The organism is Pseudomonas sp. GT1P32 (genome assembly GCF_054897805.1).
Genome location: NZ_CM142704.1, coordinates 3,960,521 through 3,977,016, shown reverse-complemented (window position 1 = coordinate 3,977,016; position 16,496 = coordinate 3,960,521). Strand labels below are relative to the sequence as shown.

Below are 16,496 nucleotides of genomic sequence, written 5' to 3'. Positions count from 1 at the left end.
CAATGGCTGAACGTCTGAATAACGACTTCCAGTTCATCGACGTCGGGCGCAAAGATCCGAAGAAGAAACTGTTGCGTCAACGCAAGAAAGAGTTCGTGGAGATCTACGAACCCTTCAAACCCCAGCATTCGGCCGATCAGGCCCACCGCTGCCTGGGTTGCGGTAACCCGTATTGCGAATGGAAGTGCCCGGTGCACAACTTCATTCCGAACTGGCTGAAACTGGTGGCCGAGGGCAACATCCTCCAGGCCGCCGAGCTGTCGCACCAGACCAACACCCTGCCGGAAGTCTGCGGCCGGGTGTGCCCGCAGGATCGTCTGTGCGAGGGTGCCTGCACCCTCAACGACGGCTTCGGCGCGGTGACCATCGGTTCGGTCGAGAAATACATCACCGACACCGCCTTCGCCATGGGCTGGCGCCCGGACATGTCCAAGGTCAAGCCGACCGGCAAACGTGTCGCGATCATCGGCGCAGGCCCGGCCGGCCTCGGTTGTGCCGACGTGCTGGTGCGCGGCGGCGTGACTCCGGTGGTGTTCGACAAGAACCCGGAAATCGGCGGTCTGCTGACCTTCGGCATTCCCGAGTTCAAGCTGGAAAAGACCGTGCTGAGCAATCGCCGCGAAGTCTTCACCGGCATGGGCATCGAGTTCCGCCTGAACACCGAAGTGGGCAAGGATGTGTCCGTCGAGCAACTGCTCGAAGAATACGATGCCGTGTTCATGGGCATGGGCACCTACACCTATATGAAGGGCGGCTTTGCCGGTGAAGACCTGCCGGGCGTGCATGACGCGCTCGACTTCCTGATCGCCAACGTCAACCGCAACCTGGGCTTTGAAAAGTCGCCGGAAGATTTCGTCGACATGAAAGGCAAGAAGGTTGTGGTACTGGGCGGCGGCGACACGGCGATGGACTGCAACCGCACGTCGATCCGCCAGGGTGCCAAGTCGGTGACCTGTGCGTATCGTCGTGACGAAGCGAACATGCCGGGCTCGCGCAAAGAGGTGAAGAACGCCAAGGAAGAAGGCGTGAAATTCCTCTACAACCGACAGCCGATCGCCATCGTGGGTGAAGACAAGGTTGAAGGCGTGAAGGTGGTCGAGACCCGTCTCGGCGAGCCGGACGCCCGTGGCCGTCGCAGCCCCGAGCCGATCCCGGGCTCCGAAGAGATCATCCCGGCCGACGCCGTGGTCATCGCTTTCGGTTTCCGTCCAAGCCCGGCGCCGTGGTTCGAGCAGTTCAGCATCCAGACCGACAGCCAGGGCCGCGTAGTTGCGCCTGAACAAGGTCAGTTCAAGCACCAGACCAGCAACCCGAAAATCTTCGCCGGTGGCGATATGGTTCGCGGTTCCGACCTGGTGGTGACGGCGATCTTCGAAGGCCGTAATGCGGCTGAAGGGATCCTGGACTACCTGGGCGTCTAAAACCCGATCCCAAGCTGAAATGCAGTAAAAATGTGGGAGCGAGCCTGCTCGCGATAGCGGTGAATCAGTCACAAGATGTATTGGCTGACACTCCGCCATCGTGAGCAGGCTCGCTCCCACAGTTGTTTCGCGGTGTTGCGAAAACCGCAGTTCCACCGCGACAAATTGACCCGATAGACAAAAGGCTGACCTGCATCCGTGCCTTTTGCGTCGAGCTCTGAGAAAATGCCCGCACTTTTTTTCCGGATGCCGACATGACTGCCCTGAAGAACGACCGTTTCCTTCGCGCCCTGCTCAAGCAACCTGTAGACGTCACCCCTGTGTGGATGATGCGTCAGGCCGGTCGCTACTTGCCTGAATACCGCGCCAGCCGTGCCAAGGCCGGCGACTTCATGAGCCTGTGCATGAACCCGGCGTTCGCTTGCGAAGTCACCATGCAACCGCTCGACCGCTATCCGCAACTGGATGCGGCAATCCTGTTCTCCGACATCCTCACCATCCCGGACGCCATGGGCCAAGGCCTGTACTTCGAAACCGGTGAAGGCCCACGCTTCAAAAAAGTCGTCAGCACGATGGCCGACATCGAAGCCCTGCCGATCCCTGATCCGCACAAAGACCTCGGTTACGTGATGGACGCGGTCAGTACCATCCGCCGCGAACTGAACGGCCGTGTACCGCTGATCGGCTTCTCCGGCAGCCCATGGACCCTGGCCACCTATATGGTCGAAGGCGGCTCGTCGAAAGACTTCCGCAAGACCAAAGCCATGCTCTACGACAATCCGCAAGCCATGCACCTGCTGCTGGACAAGCTGGCGCAGTCGGTGACCTCGTACCTCAACGGCCAGATCATGGCCGGCGCGCAAGCGGTGCAGATTTTCGACACGTGGGGCGGCAACCTGTCGGCGGCGGCGTACCAGGAATTCTCCCTGGCCTACATGCGCAAAATCGTCAGCGGCCTGATCCGCGAACACGAAGGCCGCAAGGTTCCTGTCATCCTGTTCACCAAGAACGGCGGCCTGTGGCTGGAAAGCATCGCTGATGCCGGTGCTGATGCGCTGGGCCTGGACTGGACGTGCGATATCGGCAATGCCCGGGCTCGCGTTGGTGACAAAGTTGCCTTGCAAGGCAACATGGACCCGACCGTGCTTTACGCCAAACCGGAAGCCATTCGTACCGAAGTCGGACGGATCCTCGCCAGCTACGGCAAAGGTAGCGGCCACGTGTTCAACCTGGGTCATGGCATCACGCCGGAAGTCGATCCGGAACATGCGGGTGCGTTCCTGCGCGCGGTGCATGAGCTGTCGGCGCAGTATCACGAGTAGTCCTTGCAGGTTCCATCAAGCCTGTCCGGCCAACGCCGGACAGGCTTTTTTTTGTCTGAAATACCGTGTGCCAGCCTAATCCGTTTCATCCTGTAAGAATGTTTTCCCTCTTTGTCAGACAAGTGAAGAGAGAGAGTAATCCCCATGTAAGCGGAGACTTGTCCTACATAGAATTCGTGTCCATCTCAGTAAGGTTTCAGACCTTCGTCCGGTGCAGCTCACCGAACGAGATTACGAACAGCGGCGTCCTTATGGCGCCTTAATTTTCGATAAGTAGTCTGGAACACACTCATGAAAAAGACCTTCTACAAGGGAGGTGCGCTAACCGCATGCTCCTCTCCAATGATCCTGTTATCGGCAATGTTGGCGTCTCAAACTGTTTCGGCCCATGGCTATATGGAAGTGCCACCTTCGCGCGCACTGCTGTGCCAGAAAGGGGTGAACACCAACTGTGGCAACGCGCAGTACGAACCACAAAGTGTCGGTGAAACGTTCAAAGGTTTTCCGGCTGGTACAGGCGGTGCGGCTTTGCAAGGGCCGATCGATGGCAAGATTCCGAGTGGCGGTCATCCATCGTTCTCCGCTATGGATGCTCAGTCCGCTACCCGTTGGCAGTTAACGGAAATCAAAGACCGCAACATCGATTTCCAATGGCGCTATACCCAGTCTCACCCGGCCACCAAGCATGAGTACTTCATCACTCGCAACGGCTGGAACGTTAACGAATCCCTCAAGCGCGCCTCGTTCGAAAGCACCCCGTTCTGCGTCGTCGAGGGGAATCATCAGCTGCCGGTGTCCGGCGCCAAACACAACTGCAACATTCCTGAAGACAAATCAGGCCAGCACGTCATCCTCGGGATCTGGACCGTCGGTGATACCGACGCGGCGTTTTACAACGCCGTCGATGTGAACATCCTCGGCGAACCGTCGTTGCCCGGTGGCTGGACCTCTGTTGGCGGCATCGCGCCATCGGCCCAATTGCTGATCGGCGACAAGGTCAAGGCCCGTGCATTCTCTGCCAGCGGTGTCAGCCCGGATTACGACGTTGAAATCGCCATCGACACTGCCGAGGAAGGCTCGCCGAACAACTGGGCGTTCAAACTCGCAGAAAAAACCAACACCACCCACTCGCTTATCCGCGCCGGCATTCGTGATGAGAACGGCAGCATCGAACCGGTCCGGGGTAACAACACCCTCTACGCCCAGAAAGAAAGCGGCGTAACCCGTTACGAAGTTCAGCTGGACATGAAGGAAGACACCGCCGCGCGCATGTCGGTGGCCTCCCAGCAAGCCGAATACGTTCTGGACAAAGGCCTGGCCAACGTCCAGTTCAGCATGATCTCGAACCGTGCGATGAACGTCGAAGCGACCTTGTTCGACGAGAACAACAAGCCGGTTGGCTCTGTCGCGAAGCAGGTAGACAGCGGTCCGACCTGGCTGACCATGGATGTTCGTAGCAATCCCGGCAAACACACCCTGACGCTGGTCGGCACCACGCTGGATGGCCGCACCACTCGCCAGGACACCCAGCCCACCCACATGACTGGTGAAGGCGCGGGCATCGAGCACGACTTCGTGTTCCCCGAAGGCATCAGCGAGTACACCGCCGGCACCAAAGTGCTGCAACCGAAGACCAATGAAGTCTTCGAATGCAAGCCATTCCCCGCGTCCGGTTACTGCAAGCAATACACCCCGACGGCCAACGGCTTCGAGCCCGGTGTAGGGGCGCACTGGCACATGGCGTGGGACAAAATCTAAGTCTCTCGTAACACTTCAGGCGATCCGGAACAGGATTGCCTGAAGGCTCATCTCCCTGTTGAAAGTCGAGTTGAAAATGACGGTTTTGGGTTACTCCACCCAACGCGTATGGCTGCACTGGGTGTCGGCGGCGGTGATCATCTGGAGGCGACTCTGCACCCTCTGCCTGCTGCTGGTGACAGTCGCGTACGGATCCTTTCTGGTGTGGCAAGAGTGGGGATTTCGTCAAAGCCGTGTCGCACCGATGCCTGTCGTTTCAACGATAGCGACGCCACCGTCCCATGCCCCTCTGGATACCACTGCGGTGGCGACGGTGCTCGGCCTGACAGCGGGAACCACGTTGTTGGCCAGCGCGGAGCCGCTGACCCTGCAGGCCAGTTTTGTCCTTGCCGCAGGGTTGTCCAGAGCGCTGCTGGCAGACGCTCAAGGCTCGCGGATTTATCAGGTGGGCGATCCGTTGCCGGGCGGCAGCGTCCTGCGTCGCGTCGAGGCGAATCGGGCGGTGTTGTGGAACAAGGGGCGAGAAGAAGTGCTGACGCTGCAGACGTCTGCCACGCAGCTCTTGCGTCGATTAGACGCGCAAACCAAGGCTCCGGAGCCCGCGACTCCTGCGCATTTTCTACGCCCGCTCTCCGGGCCGTCAGAGTGATCAAGCCATGAACTTTTCCATCAGCGCGCAGGCGTTGCGCACCCTGCTTTTTCTCGCTGTGTTGGCGCTGTCACTCTTTCATGGCGCGACGCGGGCCGAGGAAGAAAAATGGCAACTGGCGATGAACAATGCCGAGCTGCGCGACATCGTCGAGGAAATCTCCACCATTCTCGGGACGACGGTGGTGCTTGATCCCAGAGTCTCCGGGCGCATCACCGTCATGTCCCGTCAGGCCCTCGACCGCGAAGGTGTTCGCCGATTGTTTTATTCGGTGCTGGATGCCCACAACTTCACGGTCATCGACGAGGGTGACCGGATCCTGATTACGCCAGTCACCGAAGCGAAAACCCGCGCCGGCCAAGGCATTGCAAAAAACGCCACGGCTTCGCAATTCATCACCCGGGTCGTCGAACTGAACACCAGCAGCGCTTCCGACATCGCCGGCCTGGTTCGGCCGCTGGTGTCGGCCAACGGCTATGTCGGTCCTTCGGTGTCAGCCAATGCGCTGGTGGTCACCGATACTGCGGCCAATGTGAACCGTATCGCGCAGGTGGTCCGGCAACTGGATTCTGGGCAGAACAACCAGCATGCCGTGGTGCAAATGCAGCACGCACAGGCTGCTGATGTAGCGACTGTCATGGAGTCCTCGCTGGGCAAACGCAGCGCTGATACGGCGATCCAGGTACTGGCCGACGCCAGAACCAATCGGCTGATCCTCATTGGTCCACCGTCGGTTCGCCAACGCCTGATCGACCTCGCACGCCGTCTCGATACCCCCGCGACTGCCACCCTCGACAACGCGCGGGTGATTCGCCTGCGTCACAGCGATGCCAGGCAATTGGCCGAAGTCCTCGAAACGATGGGGCAGGGCCGAAAGCCGGCAACGGCCGTCGGTGGCGCCCGGGATAACTCACCCGGCACGACGTTCATGATCAAGGCCGACGAAAGCCAGAATGCGCTGGTGCTGATCGCCGAACCGGCGCAAATCCGCACCATCGAGGACATCGTGCGTCAGTTGGACCAGCCTCGGGCGCAGGTGCTGATCCATGCCGCCATCGTCGAGATTTCCGGGGACATCGCCGAGGCCGTGGGTGTTCAGTGGAGCGTCAGCGGCGGCGATGCAAAAGGCTTCATCAACTTCCCCGGCACCGACATTCCGATCATCGGCGGGCTGAACTTTGACGAGAAAAAATCCGCGCCGGAAGGGGCCATCCTGCAACTGGGCAATGACCGCTTCGGCGCGTTGGTTTCGGCGCTGGCCAGCAACACCCGCAGCAACCTGCTGTCCACGCCGAGCCTGCTGACCCTCGACAATCAGGAGGCAGAAATCATCGTCGGCCAAAACGTCCCGTTCAAGACCGGCTCCTACGCCACCAACAGCAACGGCGCGGAGAATCCGTTTACCACGGTCGAGCGCAAGGACGTGGGCATCAGCCTGAAGATCAAGCCGTACATCAACGAAGGCTCGACGTTGCGCCTGGAGGTCGCGCAGGAGGTGTCGGACATCGCGCCTTCGGTATCGGGCATCGATTCTTCGGACCTGATTACCAACAAACGTGCGCTCAAGAGCACGATCCTGGCGGACGATGGCGAAATCATCGTGATCGGCGGGCTGATCAGGGACAGCGTCCGCACCCAACAGAGCGGGGTGCCGTTGCTGCGCGACATTCCTTACCTCGGTGCGCTGTTTCGCTGGACTCGCGACACCCAGACCAAAAGCAACCTGATGGTGTTTTTGCGGCCGACCATCGTGCGCAGCAAGGAAGACCTGTCAGACGTCAGCCAGCAGCGTTACAACGCGCTGCGTGAATTGAGCAAGCCCGGCGCGCGAGGGAACAATTCCTTGCTGCTGCCGGCCGAGGCGCGTCAATTGTTCGACCCCGCGCCCGACGCCCCCGTGTTCGATTTGCGTAAGCAAGCGGCGGAATCGCCATGAGCGAATCGCGTGAATCCCTCCAACAATTGCCCTTCGGTTTCGCCCGGCGTTTCGGCGTACTGCTGGAGCACGACGGGTCGGGGTCAAGCCTTGTACTGCGTACCAATACGCCGCTCACGGCCCTGTCGGAAGCTCGTCGGGTAAGTGCTCGGGATCTGCCGATGCGGGTGCTGGACGCCGATGCGTTCGCAGCACGCTTGGCCCTCGCTTATCGCGAAGGTCAGAGCGCAGCCGAGCAAGTTGCACAAGGTCTGGACGAAGAGCTGGACCTGCTCAGCCTGGTCGATCAAGTCCCGCAAACCGCCGACCTGCTGGAGCAGCAGGGCGATGCGCCGATCATCCGGTTGATCAACGCACTGCTCAGCGAAGCGGTGCGTGAGCGCGCGTCGGACGTGCACCTGGAAACCTTCGAGCAGTACCTGTCGGTACGCATGCGCGTCGACGGGCAATTGCGCGAAATGCTCAGGCCCCGACGTGAACTGGCCACCCTGCTGGTGTCGCGGATCAAAGTCATGGCGCGCCTGGACATTGCTGAAAAACGGGTCCCGCAGGATGGTCGAATGGCCCTGCGACTGGCCGGGCACGAAGTCGATGTGCGGGTCTCCACGCTGCCTTCGGCCCATGGCGAACGGGTGGTGTTGCGCCTGCTCGACAAGCAGGCCGGGCGCCTGGAATTGCCGCGACTCGGTATGCCTGCCGATACCCTCGCCGCGTTGCGCCAGTTGCTCGCAAAACCTCACGGCATTCTGCTGGTAACCGGGCCTACCGGTTCCGGCAAGACCACCAGTTTGTATGCCGCGCTGAGCAGCCTGAACGATCAGACACGCAACATTCTCACGGTCGAAGACCCCATCGAATATCACCTGCCGGGTGTGGGGCAGATGCCGGTCAATCCGAAAGTGGACATGACGTTTGCCCGCGGCTTGCGGGCGATTTTGCGTCAGGACCCGGACGTGGTGATGGTCGGCGAAATCCGTGATCGCGAGACGGCGGAAATCGCCGTCCAGGCATCGCTGACCGGGCATCTGGTGCTCTCGACGTTGCACACCAACAGTGCCGTCGGTGCAGTGACGCGGCTGGTGGACATGGGCGTCGATGCCTACCTGCTGGCGTCGTCGCTGGTGGGCATTCTGGCCCAGCGTTTACTGCGCACGTTGTGCCCCCATTGCAAGACGGCGTACAGCGCCGATGAGGCCACGTGCGAGCGCCTCGGGCTCGATTCGGCAGCGTCGGCGCAGCTGTTCAGGGCGGTGGGATGCGACCAGTGCCAGCACGGTTATCGCGGGCGGATCGGAATCTACGAGCTGATCAGCGTGACGCCCGCCGTCTCGGCTCTGATTCATCAAGGTGCGAGTGAACAGGCGTTGATAGAAGAGACGCGCAAGGTCTCCCGCAGCCTGTTTCAGGACGGTCGCCAGCGGGTACTGGAGGGCGCGACCAGCCTCGACGAATTACTGCGCGTGACGCAGGAGGACTAGCGAGTGCCAACGTTCGATTACCGTGCTGACGACGCCCGGGGCCGACGCTGCAAAGGCCGACTGGAGGCCGACGGCCCACGTCATGCCCGGCAGCTGATGCGTGAACGCGGCTTGTGGCCGCGAGAGTTGAGCGAGGTCAGGGCAGGTGGCGACACGGGAACGCAGCCTCGCAGCGGACGTCTGAGTGCGGCGGATCTGGCTCTGTTGACCTTGCAGCTGTCCACCCTCGTTCAGGCGGGGCTGCCTCTGGAGGAAGCCCTTGAAGCAGTGACGAAGCAAAGTGCGAAGCGCAAGGTTGCCGGTTTGTTGTCGGCAGTCAGGAGTCGGGTGATGGAAGGTCATGCCCTGTCGACGGCGCTGGCTCAATTTCCCAAGGCGTTTCCCGAATTGTTCCGCGCCACCGTCGCGGCTGGCGAACGTTCCGGTCACTTGGGGCATGTGCTGGAACAACTGGCCGCTTACACCCAGGCCCGCCAGGCGTCGCGGCAGAAAATTCAGATGGCCCTGGTGTACCCGTTGATCCTGATGTTGGCCAGCGTCGCGATTGTTGGTTTTCTGCTCGGCTACGTGGTGCCGGACGTGGTGAAGATCTTCGTCGACAGTGGCCAGCCGTTGCCCTGGCTGACGCAGGCACTGATCGCCCTCAGCAATGGGCTGCGCAATCACTTTCTGCTGTTGATGGGCGTGCTGACGACGTTGCTCGGCCTCTGGCGCTGGAGCCTGCGCCAGCCGGCCTGGCGCCTGCGCTGGCATCGTCTCGCGTTGAAACTGCCGGTCATGGGCGAGGTGTTGCGGGCGATGGAAGCCGCGCGGTTCGCCAGCACGCTGGCAATCCTCGGCAAAAGTGCAGTGCCGTTGGTGGACGCGCTGGAGATCGCGGCGGCCGTCATCGGCAACCTGACCATCCGCAACCGCATGGCCGATGTCGCGCGCTCGGTCCGTGAAGGTGGAACGCTGACCCGCGGCCTGGAACTGAGCGGCGACATCCCGCCGATGATGCTGCACATGATCGCCAGCGGCGAACGCGCCGGTGAACTCGATCGCATGCTGGTGCGGGCCGCCGAGCAACAGGAAAGCAGCCTGGCGGCGCGTATCGCATTGGTCGTGAGCCTTTTCGAACCGGCCATGCTGGTGCTGATGGGCGGCGTGGTGCTGCTGATCGTCATGGCCATCCTCCTACCGATTCTCAGCCTCAACCAATTGGTGAATTGACCCATGAATGCTGCACAGAGAAACAGTCCTCGCGCTCAGCGTGGTTTTACCCTGATCGAAATCATGGTGGTGGTCGTCATCATCGGTGTGCTGGGGGCCATCGTGGTGCCGCAGTTCATGAGCCGTCCCGACCAGGCCAAAGTCACCGCCAGCAAAATTGATCTCCAGGCCATCGCCACGGCCCTCGAAATGTATCGCCTCGACAACTTCAACTACCCCTCGACGCAGCAGGGGCTGGAAGCCTTGAGCAAACAACCTTCCGGCCTGCCGGCGGCGAGGAACTGGAACCCTCAGGGTTATCTGAAAAGCCTGCCGGTCGATCCGTGGAACACGCCCTATCAGTACCTCAATCCCGGTGTGCATTCGGTGGACGGCAGCTATGACTTGTACTCCCTCGGTTCCGATGGCGTGAAGGGTGGCGAAGGGCATGCGGCCGATATCGGCAACTGGGTCGACTGAATCATGCGCCAGCGTTGTCGGGGATTCACCTTGCTCGAACTGATGATCGTGATCGTTTTGATCGGCGTGCTGTTGGGCATGGTGAGCTTTGCCGCCGGGCCGAATCCGGCGCGTCAGGCCCGGCAGGAAGCGCATGGGATCGTGGGCGTGATTCAACAGTTGCGTGAACGCGCAGTGCTCGATGGCCAGGAGTTCGGCCTGCGGCTGAGTGTCGAGGGTTATCGGGTGATGAGGCTTGATGTTCAGGGCTGGGAACCGATGGCGGCTTTTTATCGATGGCCCGAAAACGTGCGGCTACGACTTGAGCAGGACGGTCATCCGGTAACCCTCGGCGCCGACGATGGACCTCCTCAGTTGCTGATGTTCAGCAACGATGAAACCAGCGTCTTTACACTGACGTTTGGCAACGACAAAAAGACGTGGTTCAGCCTGTCCAGCGATGGCCTTGGCCAGGTGGTGATCGATGGCTAGCCGGCCGTTTGCTTCACGCATGCGTGGCTTCACCTTGCTGGAAATCATGGTGGCCCTGGCAATCTTTTCTACGCTGGCGGCCGCCGTGCTGTCGGCGAGCCAATACGTGGTCAGGCAAACCGGCGCGGTCGAAGAACGACTGTTCGCCGCGTGGCTGGCAGACAACCATCTGAATGAACTGCGCCTGCAAACCGGGTGGCCCCTCGACCAGCAACAACGGGTCGTGTCGATGGATCGCCGCGACTGGTTGTTGCGCCAGCGGATCAGCGCTTCGCCTGACCCGCGCCTGCTCAAGGTCGATGTTGACGTCAGCCTTTCCGGGCGCGAGCAAACCGTACACCGCGCCAGTGGCTGGATACCTCATCGTGATGAATAAGCAGAGCGGTTTCACCTTGCTGGAACTGGTCATCGCCATGGCGATCTTCGCGTTGCTGGGCCTGGCCAGTTGGGGGCTGTTCGATGGCGTGGTGCGCGTGCAACGAGGGACGACGGAGCATGAGCGTGAGTTCCGAAGCCTGCAACGGGCGGTGGCGGTGATTGAGCGGGATGTGCTGCACGTCACCGATCAACCCGTCCTGCTCCAGCAATCGGTGTTGCAGTTGCAGCGCAGCCATTGGCGCAACCCTTTGGATCAACCGCGTAGCGAGCGCCAGACACTGACCTATCGACTCGATAACGGCACGCTGTGGCGTGAAAGTCAGGGGGAGGGAGTGCCGATCGTGCAGCGGCAAAAACTGCTGGTTGATGTTCGAGACTTGAGCTGGCGGTTGTTCGACGCACAGTCCGGTTGGCGCAGCGATTGGCCATCCGGGCGGGGCGTGAAGCCGCCGATGGCGGTGGAAGTGCAATTCTCGACGGGGCGTTTCGAGGCGATTCGTCGGGTATTGCTGTTGCCCGGTGCGTTGCCATGAGGAGGCATCAACGCGGCATCGCGTTGATCAGCGTGTTGCTGGTCATGAGTCTGGCGCTGTTGATCACCAGCGGCTTGCTGCGCAGTCATCGCCTGTCGCTGCACAGCAGCGGCCAGGCCCTGCAGCACGCTCAATTGCGCCAACTCGCCGTTGCGGGGGAAAGCTGGGCGCTTTTGCGCTTGCGGGACGCGGCGCAGGGCTCGCAAAAAACCGTCGACCTGACCCAGGACTGGGCGCGGATGACTCCCGACTTCGACGTCGAAGACGCGCAGATCCGCGTTGATATCGAGGACCTCGCCGGGCGCTTCAATCTCAACTCATTGTTGAGCCAGGGGCAGATCGATCAAGTCACCCTCAACCGCTGGGCGCGCTTGCTCGACGTGCTGGATCTTCCACCGCTGCAACTTGCTCAGGTGGGGGCGTTACGAGAACTGAGCCAACTGCGCCTGTTGCCGGGGGTTGATGCTCATGTGCTGCGTCAACTTGAACCCTGGGTGGCGATGTTGCCCGGCCACGCAACGCTGAACGTCAACACGGCCCCGGCATTGGTGCTGAGGACGCTCGATGACGTAGACGCGACCATGGCTGCGGCGCTGGTTCGTCAGGCTTCGACGACGGGATGGGCCAGCGTACAGGCCTTTACGCAAGACCCGCTGCTCTCCGGTGCAGGCCTGAGCAGTCATGGACTTGGCACCGGCAGCCGCTGGTTCCGCATCACGGTGCAGGTCACTCAGGGACAGCGCCGTTTGCGGCTGGCCACGGATGTCGAACGCGACGCCGACACGCACCAACTCAACGTTCTGCAACGACGCCTTCTTCCTTCGACTGCCCACGAGATGCCGCGATGAATACCTGGCTTTACCTGACCGCCGAGGGCCTGGGCGAACCGTCGACAGACTGGCCTTGCTGCGTCTGGTCCTCGACTCGGCAACGCCAACTCATGCCCTTGAATCAAGCGGCGCAGTTGCTGAACGGGCAGGCGGTTGACCTGCTGTTGCCCATGGAATTGTGCAGCTGGGTGCGTAGCGATCCGTGGCCTTCCAAACGCCAGCCCGGCGCGCAAGCCATCGCGTTTGCCGTGGAAGATCAATTGAGCGAAGCGCTGGAAACGTTGCACTTGAGCATCGGCGCTCGCGATCAGGAAGGACGTTATCCGGTCATGGTGATCGACCGCCAGCGGTTTGCCGCGATGCTCGCGTTACTGGCCGAAGAGGGCGTCGAGGTGCGTTCGGTATTCGTCGATGCCGATGTCTTGCCCCTGGATCAGGCTCTCGGTGTTTGGTGGTTCGGTCGATGGCTGGTCGGCGGAGGGCTGCCGGCCCGCCTGGCGTTAACGGAGGACGGGTTGACGTTGCTGGGACCGGCCTTGCCTGCGGGGATTCAATGGGTCGACGAGCGACAGGGCGCGACGGATATCGATCAATACCTGACCCGCCGTCCAATGCAGGCCATCAATCTGCTGCAAGGCGAATTCGCCCTGCGCAACAAACGTCTGCCCTGGCGCCTCGGCGGTTTGACGATCCTGACGCTGCTGTTGCTGACCTGGGGCGCCAGCGCTGCGCGAATCCATTTTCTGGAGAGTGAAACACGCAGGCTCTACAGCCAGAACGAGCAACGGTTCAAAACGCTTTACCCCGAGCAGAGCCGCATCGTCGATCTGGCAACGCAGCTCAACGCACTTCAACAGCAGACCGCCGAGCCGCAGCGCACACGCGTCGCCGAGCTGGTGACACTGGTCGAGCAGGTGATCGGCGCAAGCAATGTCGAGGTCCGGCGCATCGAGTTTCGTGCCGGCGATGGCTGGAAAATCCAGCTGAGCGCCAACAGCTTTGCCGAGCTGGAACAACTGCGCGAGCGCGGGCGACAACAAGGCGTGCCACTGCGGCTCGACAGTGCAAGCAAAGAGCGCGACCGCGTGCAGGCGACCCTGACAGTGGAGGACCGCGCATGAAAGCGGCCTGGCAACGCCTGTCCCTTCGCGAGCAACGACTGTTGCTGGCCATGGGCGCATTATTATTGGCTGTCGTGGCGTTCAGCCTGATCTGGCAACCGACACGCCAGCGCCTGGAAACCATGGAGCGCCAGCACCAACAGCAACTGGCCGTGTCTGCGCAACTGCAACGGGCACAACCGCGAAGCACCCCGCCTGTCGTCACTCATCAGTCGTTGTCGCTGCGTGTCAGCGAAAGCGCCACAGAAGCGGGGCTTGAGATCCATCAGATGGACACCGACAACGACGTGTTGCGCCTGACCCTCAGCGGCGACGCGAAGGTGTTGCTGCAATGGCTGGACCGCACCGAACGTGACGGCGTCGCCTTGCAATCGCTGACCCTGGAAAAGCGTGACGCGGTGCTTGAGGCGCGGGTGGTGCTCAGGTAGTCGAACCATTCCCCGGCAGCAGTGGCAGGCGGGCCAGTTTCAACGCAATCAGCAACGCCACCACCAACAGCGTACCGATGAACACGCCAATCCCGTTCCATCCGCCGAGGTGCCAGAACACACCGCCCGCCGTACCGGCAATGCTCGAGCCGGCGTAGTAACTGAACAAGTACAACGACGATGCCTGACCCTTGGCCTTCGTGGCGCGGCGGCCGATCCAGCTGCTGGCCACCGAGTGCGCACCGAAGAAACCGAAGGTGAAAATCAGCATGCCGATGATCACCACGGGCAGCGGCGTGAACATGGTCAGGGCGAGGCCGGCGAGCATCAGCACGATGGTCGACCAGAGCATTTTGCGGCGTCCGAGTTTGTCGGCCAGCGAACCGATTTTCGCCGAGCTGTAGATGCCCGACAGGTACACCACCGACAGCAGCCCGACAAAGGCCTGGTCCATGTGGTACGGCTCGGCCAGCAGGCGATAGCCGATGTAGTTGAAGAGCGTGACGAACGCGCCCATCAGTACGAACGCTTCTAAGAACAGCAGCGGCAGACCGGCGTCGCGAAAGTGCATGGTGAAACCGTCGAGCAGGCTGCGCGGGTGCAGCGAACGGGCGCGGAAGTTGCGCGATTCGGGAAGGATTTTCCAGAACACCGCCGCCGCGATCAATGCCAGGCCGCCGATCACCAGCATCGCCGTGTGCCAGCTGACGAAGTCGATCAACACCCCGGTAATCAAGCGCCCGCACATCCCGCCAATCGCGTTGCCACCGATGTACAGGCCCATCGCCAGGCCGATGTGTTGCGGGTGGATTTCTTCGCTCAGGTAGGTCATGGCGACCGCCGCCAGGCCACTCAACGACAACCCGATCAACGCGCGCATCACCAGCACGCCGTGCCAGCTCGGCATCATGGAGCTGGCGATGGTGCACAGCGCCGCGGCAAACAGCGCCGCCACCATCACCGGTTTGCGTCCGACCCGGTCGGAGATCGGCCCGGTGATCAGCAGGCCGATGGCGAGCATACCCGTGGCCACCGACAGAATCAGGCTGCTCTGCGCCGCGTTAATCGAATATTCGTGGGACAGCAGCGGCATCATCGGTTGCACGCAATACAGCAGCGCGAAGGTCGCAAAGCCGCCGGAGAACAGCGCCAGTACCGTGCGCATGAACATCGGCGTGCCCTTTTCGATGTAGATCTCCTTCAGTTCAGAGACGGCATCGTCCAGCGCGGCGGGCGGAACTTCATGGGCGAGTGGGGCGACAGCAGTTTTCACTTCAGACCTCGGGGGAGCGCAGCCGGTCAGGCAATGAAAAAAGCATATAGCTGCCTAATGATTCAATCCAATATATTGTTCGACCTGTTTGAGAGGTTTTACGACCTAATGGAGTTTTCATGGAATTGCGTCACCTGCGCTACTTCATTGCCGTCGCCGAAGAACTGCACTTCGGCCGCGCCGCCCAGGTGCTGGGCATCTCGCAACCGCCGCTGAGCCAGCAGATACAGGCGCTGGAGCAGGAAGTCGGTGCGCGATTGTTCGAGCGTACCAATCGACGGGTCGAGCTCAGTGAGGCCGGGCGATTGTTTCTGGAAGAAGCTCGGTTGGTGCTGGCGCAGGTCGACAAGGCGGCGGATGTCGCGCGGCGGGCGCAGCTCGGTGAGCTGGGGGAATTGAAGATCGGATTCACTTCATCGGCGCCATTCAACTCGACCATTCCCCAGGCGATTTTTTCATTCCGCCAGCGGTTCCCGGCGGTGCACCTGAACCTGCGGGAAATGAGCAGCACCCAGGTGGCCGAAGCGCTGGTGGACGAGTCGATCGAAGTCGGGATCATGCGGCCGTTGGGTTTGCCGGATTCGCTCAGCGTGGTGGAGTTGATGCGCGAGCCGCTGGTGGCCGTGCTCAGTTCCAAGCATCCGCTGGTGCAGGATAGTGAAGAGGGATTGTTCCTGTCAGCTCTGGCCCTGGAACCGTTCGTATTTTTCCCACGCAGCTATGGCAGTGGTCTGTACGCGCAATTGCTCAGCCTGGCGCGGGACGCCGGTTTCAGCCCGCACTTCGCGCAAGAGGCGGGCGAGGCGATGACCATTATCGGGTTGGTGGCTGCGGGGCTCGGCGTGTCGGTCCTGCCGGCGTCTTATCAGCGGATGCGGATTGATGGCGTGGTCTATCGGCCGCTGCTCGACCCTGAAGCGGTTTCGGCGGTGTGGCTGGTGCAGCGCAAGGATCAGAAATCCCCGATGGCCAAGGCGTTTGTGGACCTGCTGACGCGCAAGGTCGAACCCCTCAAGTCATGAACGACACAAACCTGTAGGAGCCGGCTTGCCGGCGATGGCGGAATATCAGGCGGCATCGATGTTGAATGATCCACCGCTATCGCCAGCAAGCCAGCTCCTACAGGTTTTGCATTTTTTCAGTAGCAGTTGTGGGACGTCACACCCGCAAACCTGTAGGAGCCGGCTTGCTGGCGATAAACGATAACGCGGTGCACCTGATACACCG

At 61.3% G+C, this 16,496-nt stretch carries 16 protein-coding genes; 15 read left to right on the top strand and 1 reads right to left on the bottom strand.

Translation table 11 applies throughout. The features are described from left to right. The first annotated feature begins 2 nt into the window (after nucleotides 1-2). The 14 genes from ACYZUC_RS18165 to gspM all read left to right on the top strand — a co-directional run bounded on the left by ACYZUC_RS18165 (nucleotide 3) and on the right by gspM (nucleotide 13,996). Nucleotides 3-1,421: an FAD-dependent oxidoreductase gene (locus ACYZUC_RS18165; RefSeq protein WP_192226859.1), complete on the top strand. Its 1,419-nt coding sequence runs from the start codon at nucleotides 3-5 to the stop codon at nucleotides 1,419-1,421. A 254-nt stretch (nucleotides 1,422-1,675) separates the two neighbouring features. Then, entirely contained in the window at nucleotides 1,676-2,743 is a 1,068-nt protein-coding gene (gene hemE / locus ACYZUC_RS18160; protein WP_008025187.1) for a uroporphyrinogen decarboxylase, read from the top strand. Nucleotides 2,744-3,034: 291 nt separating this feature from the next. Continuing rightward, complete coding sequence (gene gbpA / locus ACYZUC_RS18155) at nucleotides 3,035-4,501, top strand: N-acetylglucosamine-binding protein GbpA (protein ID WP_461989565.1); 1,467 nt, start codon at nucleotides 3,035-3,037, stop codon at nucleotides 4,499-4,501. Nucleotides 4,502-4,577: 76 nt separating this feature from the next. Continuing rightward, nucleotides 4,578-5,150 (top strand): type II secretion system protein N, encoded by a 573-nt coding sequence (locus tag ACYZUC_RS18150; RefSeq protein ID WP_461989564.1) that lies wholly within the window; start codon nucleotides 4,578-4,580, stop codon nucleotides 5,148-5,150. A gap of 7 nt (nucleotides 5,151-5,157) precedes the next feature. Further along, nucleotides 5,158-7,086, top strand: coding sequence for a type II secretion system secretin GspD (gene gspD / locus ACYZUC_RS18145; RefSeq protein WP_461989563.1), 1,929 nt, complete (start codon nucleotides 5,158-5,160; stop codon nucleotides 7,084-7,086). Further along, nucleotides 7,083-8,564, top strand: coding sequence for a type II secretion system ATPase GspE (gene gspE / locus ACYZUC_RS18140; protein ID WP_461989562.1), 1,482 nt, complete (start codon nucleotides 7,083-7,085; stop codon nucleotides 8,562-8,564). Before gspD ends, gspE begins: the two co-directional genes overlap by 4 nt. A gap of 3 nt (nucleotides 8,565-8,567) precedes the next feature. Beyond that, the gene (gspF, locus tag ACYZUC_RS18135) at nucleotides 8,568-9,776 is read left to right on the top strand and encodes a type II secretion system inner membrane protein GspF (protein ID WP_461989561.1); all 1,209 of its coding nucleotides are present in this window, start codon (nucleotides 8,568-8,570) and stop codon (nucleotides 9,774-9,776) included. 3 nt (nucleotides 9,777-9,779) lie between these two features. Then, nucleotides 9,780-10,235, top strand: coding sequence for a type II secretion system major pseudopilin GspG (gspG, locus tag ACYZUC_RS18130; RefSeq protein WP_461989560.1), 456 nt, complete (start codon nucleotides 9,780-9,782; stop codon nucleotides 10,233-10,235). 3 nt (nucleotides 10,236-10,238) lie between these two features. Continuing rightward, nucleotides 10,239-10,706, top strand: coding sequence for a type II secretion system minor pseudopilin GspH (gene gspH / locus ACYZUC_RS18125; protein ID WP_461989559.1), 468 nt, complete (start codon nucleotides 10,239-10,241; stop codon nucleotides 10,704-10,706). Continuing rightward, complete coding sequence (gene gspI, locus ACYZUC_RS18120; protein ID WP_461989558.1) at nucleotides 10,699-11,082, top strand: type II secretion system minor pseudopilin GspI; 384 nt, start codon at nucleotides 10,699-10,701, stop codon at nucleotides 11,080-11,082. Before gspH ends, gspI begins: the two co-directional genes overlap by 8 nt. Beyond that, nucleotides 11,075-11,617, top strand: coding sequence for a type II secretion system protein GspJ (locus ACYZUC_RS18115; RefSeq protein ID WP_461989557.1), 543 nt, complete (start codon nucleotides 11,075-11,077; stop codon nucleotides 11,615-11,617). The genes gspI and ACYZUC_RS18115 overlap by 8 nt, the downstream gene beginning before the upstream one ends. Next, on the top strand, nucleotides 11,614-12,465 hold the full coding sequence (locus ACYZUC_RS18110) for a type II secretion system protein GspK (protein WP_461989556.1): 852 nt from the start codon (nucleotides 11,614-11,616) through the stop codon (nucleotides 12,463-12,465). The genes ACYZUC_RS18115 and ACYZUC_RS18110 overlap by 4 nt, the downstream gene beginning before the upstream one ends. Continuing rightward, entirely contained in the window at nucleotides 12,462-13,568 is a 1,107-nt protein-coding gene (gspL, locus tag ACYZUC_RS18105; RefSeq protein ID WP_461989555.1) for a type II secretion system protein GspL, read from the top strand. The genes ACYZUC_RS18110 and gspL overlap by 4 nt, the downstream gene beginning before the upstream one ends. Then, nucleotides 13,565-13,996 (top strand): type II secretion system protein GspM, encoded by a 432-nt coding sequence (gene gspM, locus ACYZUC_RS18100; protein ID WP_461989554.1) that lies wholly within the window; start codon nucleotides 13,565-13,567, stop codon nucleotides 13,994-13,996. The genes gspL and gspM overlap by 4 nt, the downstream gene beginning before the upstream one ends. On the opposite strand, the gene ACYZUC_RS18095 is transcribed toward gspM, so the two are convergent. After that, nucleotides 13,989-15,221 (bottom strand): MFS transporter, encoded by a 1,233-nt coding sequence (locus ACYZUC_RS18095; protein WP_461996728.1) that lies wholly within the window; start codon nucleotides 15,219-15,221, stop codon nucleotides 13,989-13,991. The two genes, gspM and ACYZUC_RS18095, sit on opposite strands and share 8 nt — an antisense overlap. Nucleotides 15,222-15,388: 167 nt before the next feature. Here ACYZUC_RS18095 and ACYZUC_RS18090 point away from each other — a divergent pair, with 167 nt between their 5' ends. Further along, nucleotides 15,389-16,291 carry a LysR family transcriptional regulator gene (locus ACYZUC_RS18090; RefSeq protein WP_461989553.1) on the top strand — a complete coding sequence of 301 codons (903 nt, stop codon included), beginning with the start codon at nucleotides 15,389-15,391 and terminating at the stop codon, nucleotides 16,289-16,291. The last annotated feature ends 205 nt before the right edge of the window (nucleotides 16,292-16,496 follow it).

What these genes read in the sequence shown, in the direction of transcription:
- ACYZUC_RS18165 (WP_192226859.1), top strand. Translation starts at nt 3, where the DNA reads ATGGCTGAACGTCTGAATAACGACTTCCAGTTCATCGACGTCGGGCGC.
- hemE (WP_008025187.1), top strand. Translation starts at nt 1,676, where the DNA reads ATGACTGCCCTGAAGAACGACCGTTTCCTTCGCGCCCTGCTCAAGCAA.
- gbpA (WP_461989565.1), top strand. Translation starts at nt 3,035, where the DNA reads ATGAAAAAGACCTTCTACAAGGGAGGTGCGCTAACCGCATGCTCCTCT.
- ACYZUC_RS18150 (WP_461989564.1), top strand. Translation starts at nt 4,578, where the DNA reads ATGACGGTTTTGGGTTACTCCACCCAACGCGTATGGCTGCACTGGGTG.
- gspD (WP_461989563.1), top strand. Translation starts at nt 5,158, where the DNA reads ATGAACTTTTCCATCAGCGCGCAGGCGTTGCGCACCCTGCTTTTTCTC.
- gspE (WP_461989562.1), top strand. Translation starts at nt 7,083, where the DNA reads ATGAGCGAATCGCGTGAATCCCTCCAACAATTGCCCTTCGGTTTCGCC.
- gspG (WP_461989560.1), top strand. Translation starts at nt 9,780, where the DNA reads ATGAATGCTGCACAGAGAAACAGTCCTCGCGCTCAGCGTGGTTTTACC.
- gspH (WP_461989559.1), top strand. Translation starts at nt 10,239, where the DNA reads ATGCGCCAGCGTTGTCGGGGATTCACCTTGCTCGAACTGATGATCGTG.
- gspI (WP_461989558.1), top strand. Translation starts at nt 10,699, where the DNA reads ATGGCTAGCCGGCCGTTTGCTTCACGCATGCGTGGCTTCACCTTGCTG.
- ACYZUC_RS18115 (WP_461989557.1), top strand. Translation starts at nt 11,075, where the DNA reads ATGAATAAGCAGAGCGGTTTCACCTTGCTGGAACTGGTCATCGCCATG.
- ACYZUC_RS18110 (WP_461989556.1), top strand. Translation starts at nt 11,614, where the DNA reads ATGAGGAGGCATCAACGCGGCATCGCGTTGATCAGCGTGTTGCTGGTC.
- gspL (WP_461989555.1), top strand. Translation starts at nt 12,462, where the DNA reads ATGAATACCTGGCTTTACCTGACCGCCGAGGGCCTGGGCGAACCGTCG.
- gspM (WP_461989554.1), top strand. Translation starts at nt 13,565, where the DNA reads ATGAAAGCGGCCTGGCAACGCCTGTCCCTTCGCGAGCAACGACTGTTG.
- ACYZUC_RS18090 (WP_461989553.1), top strand. Translation starts at nt 15,389, where the DNA reads ATGGAATTGCGTCACCTGCGCTACTTCATTGCCGTCGCCGAAGAACTG.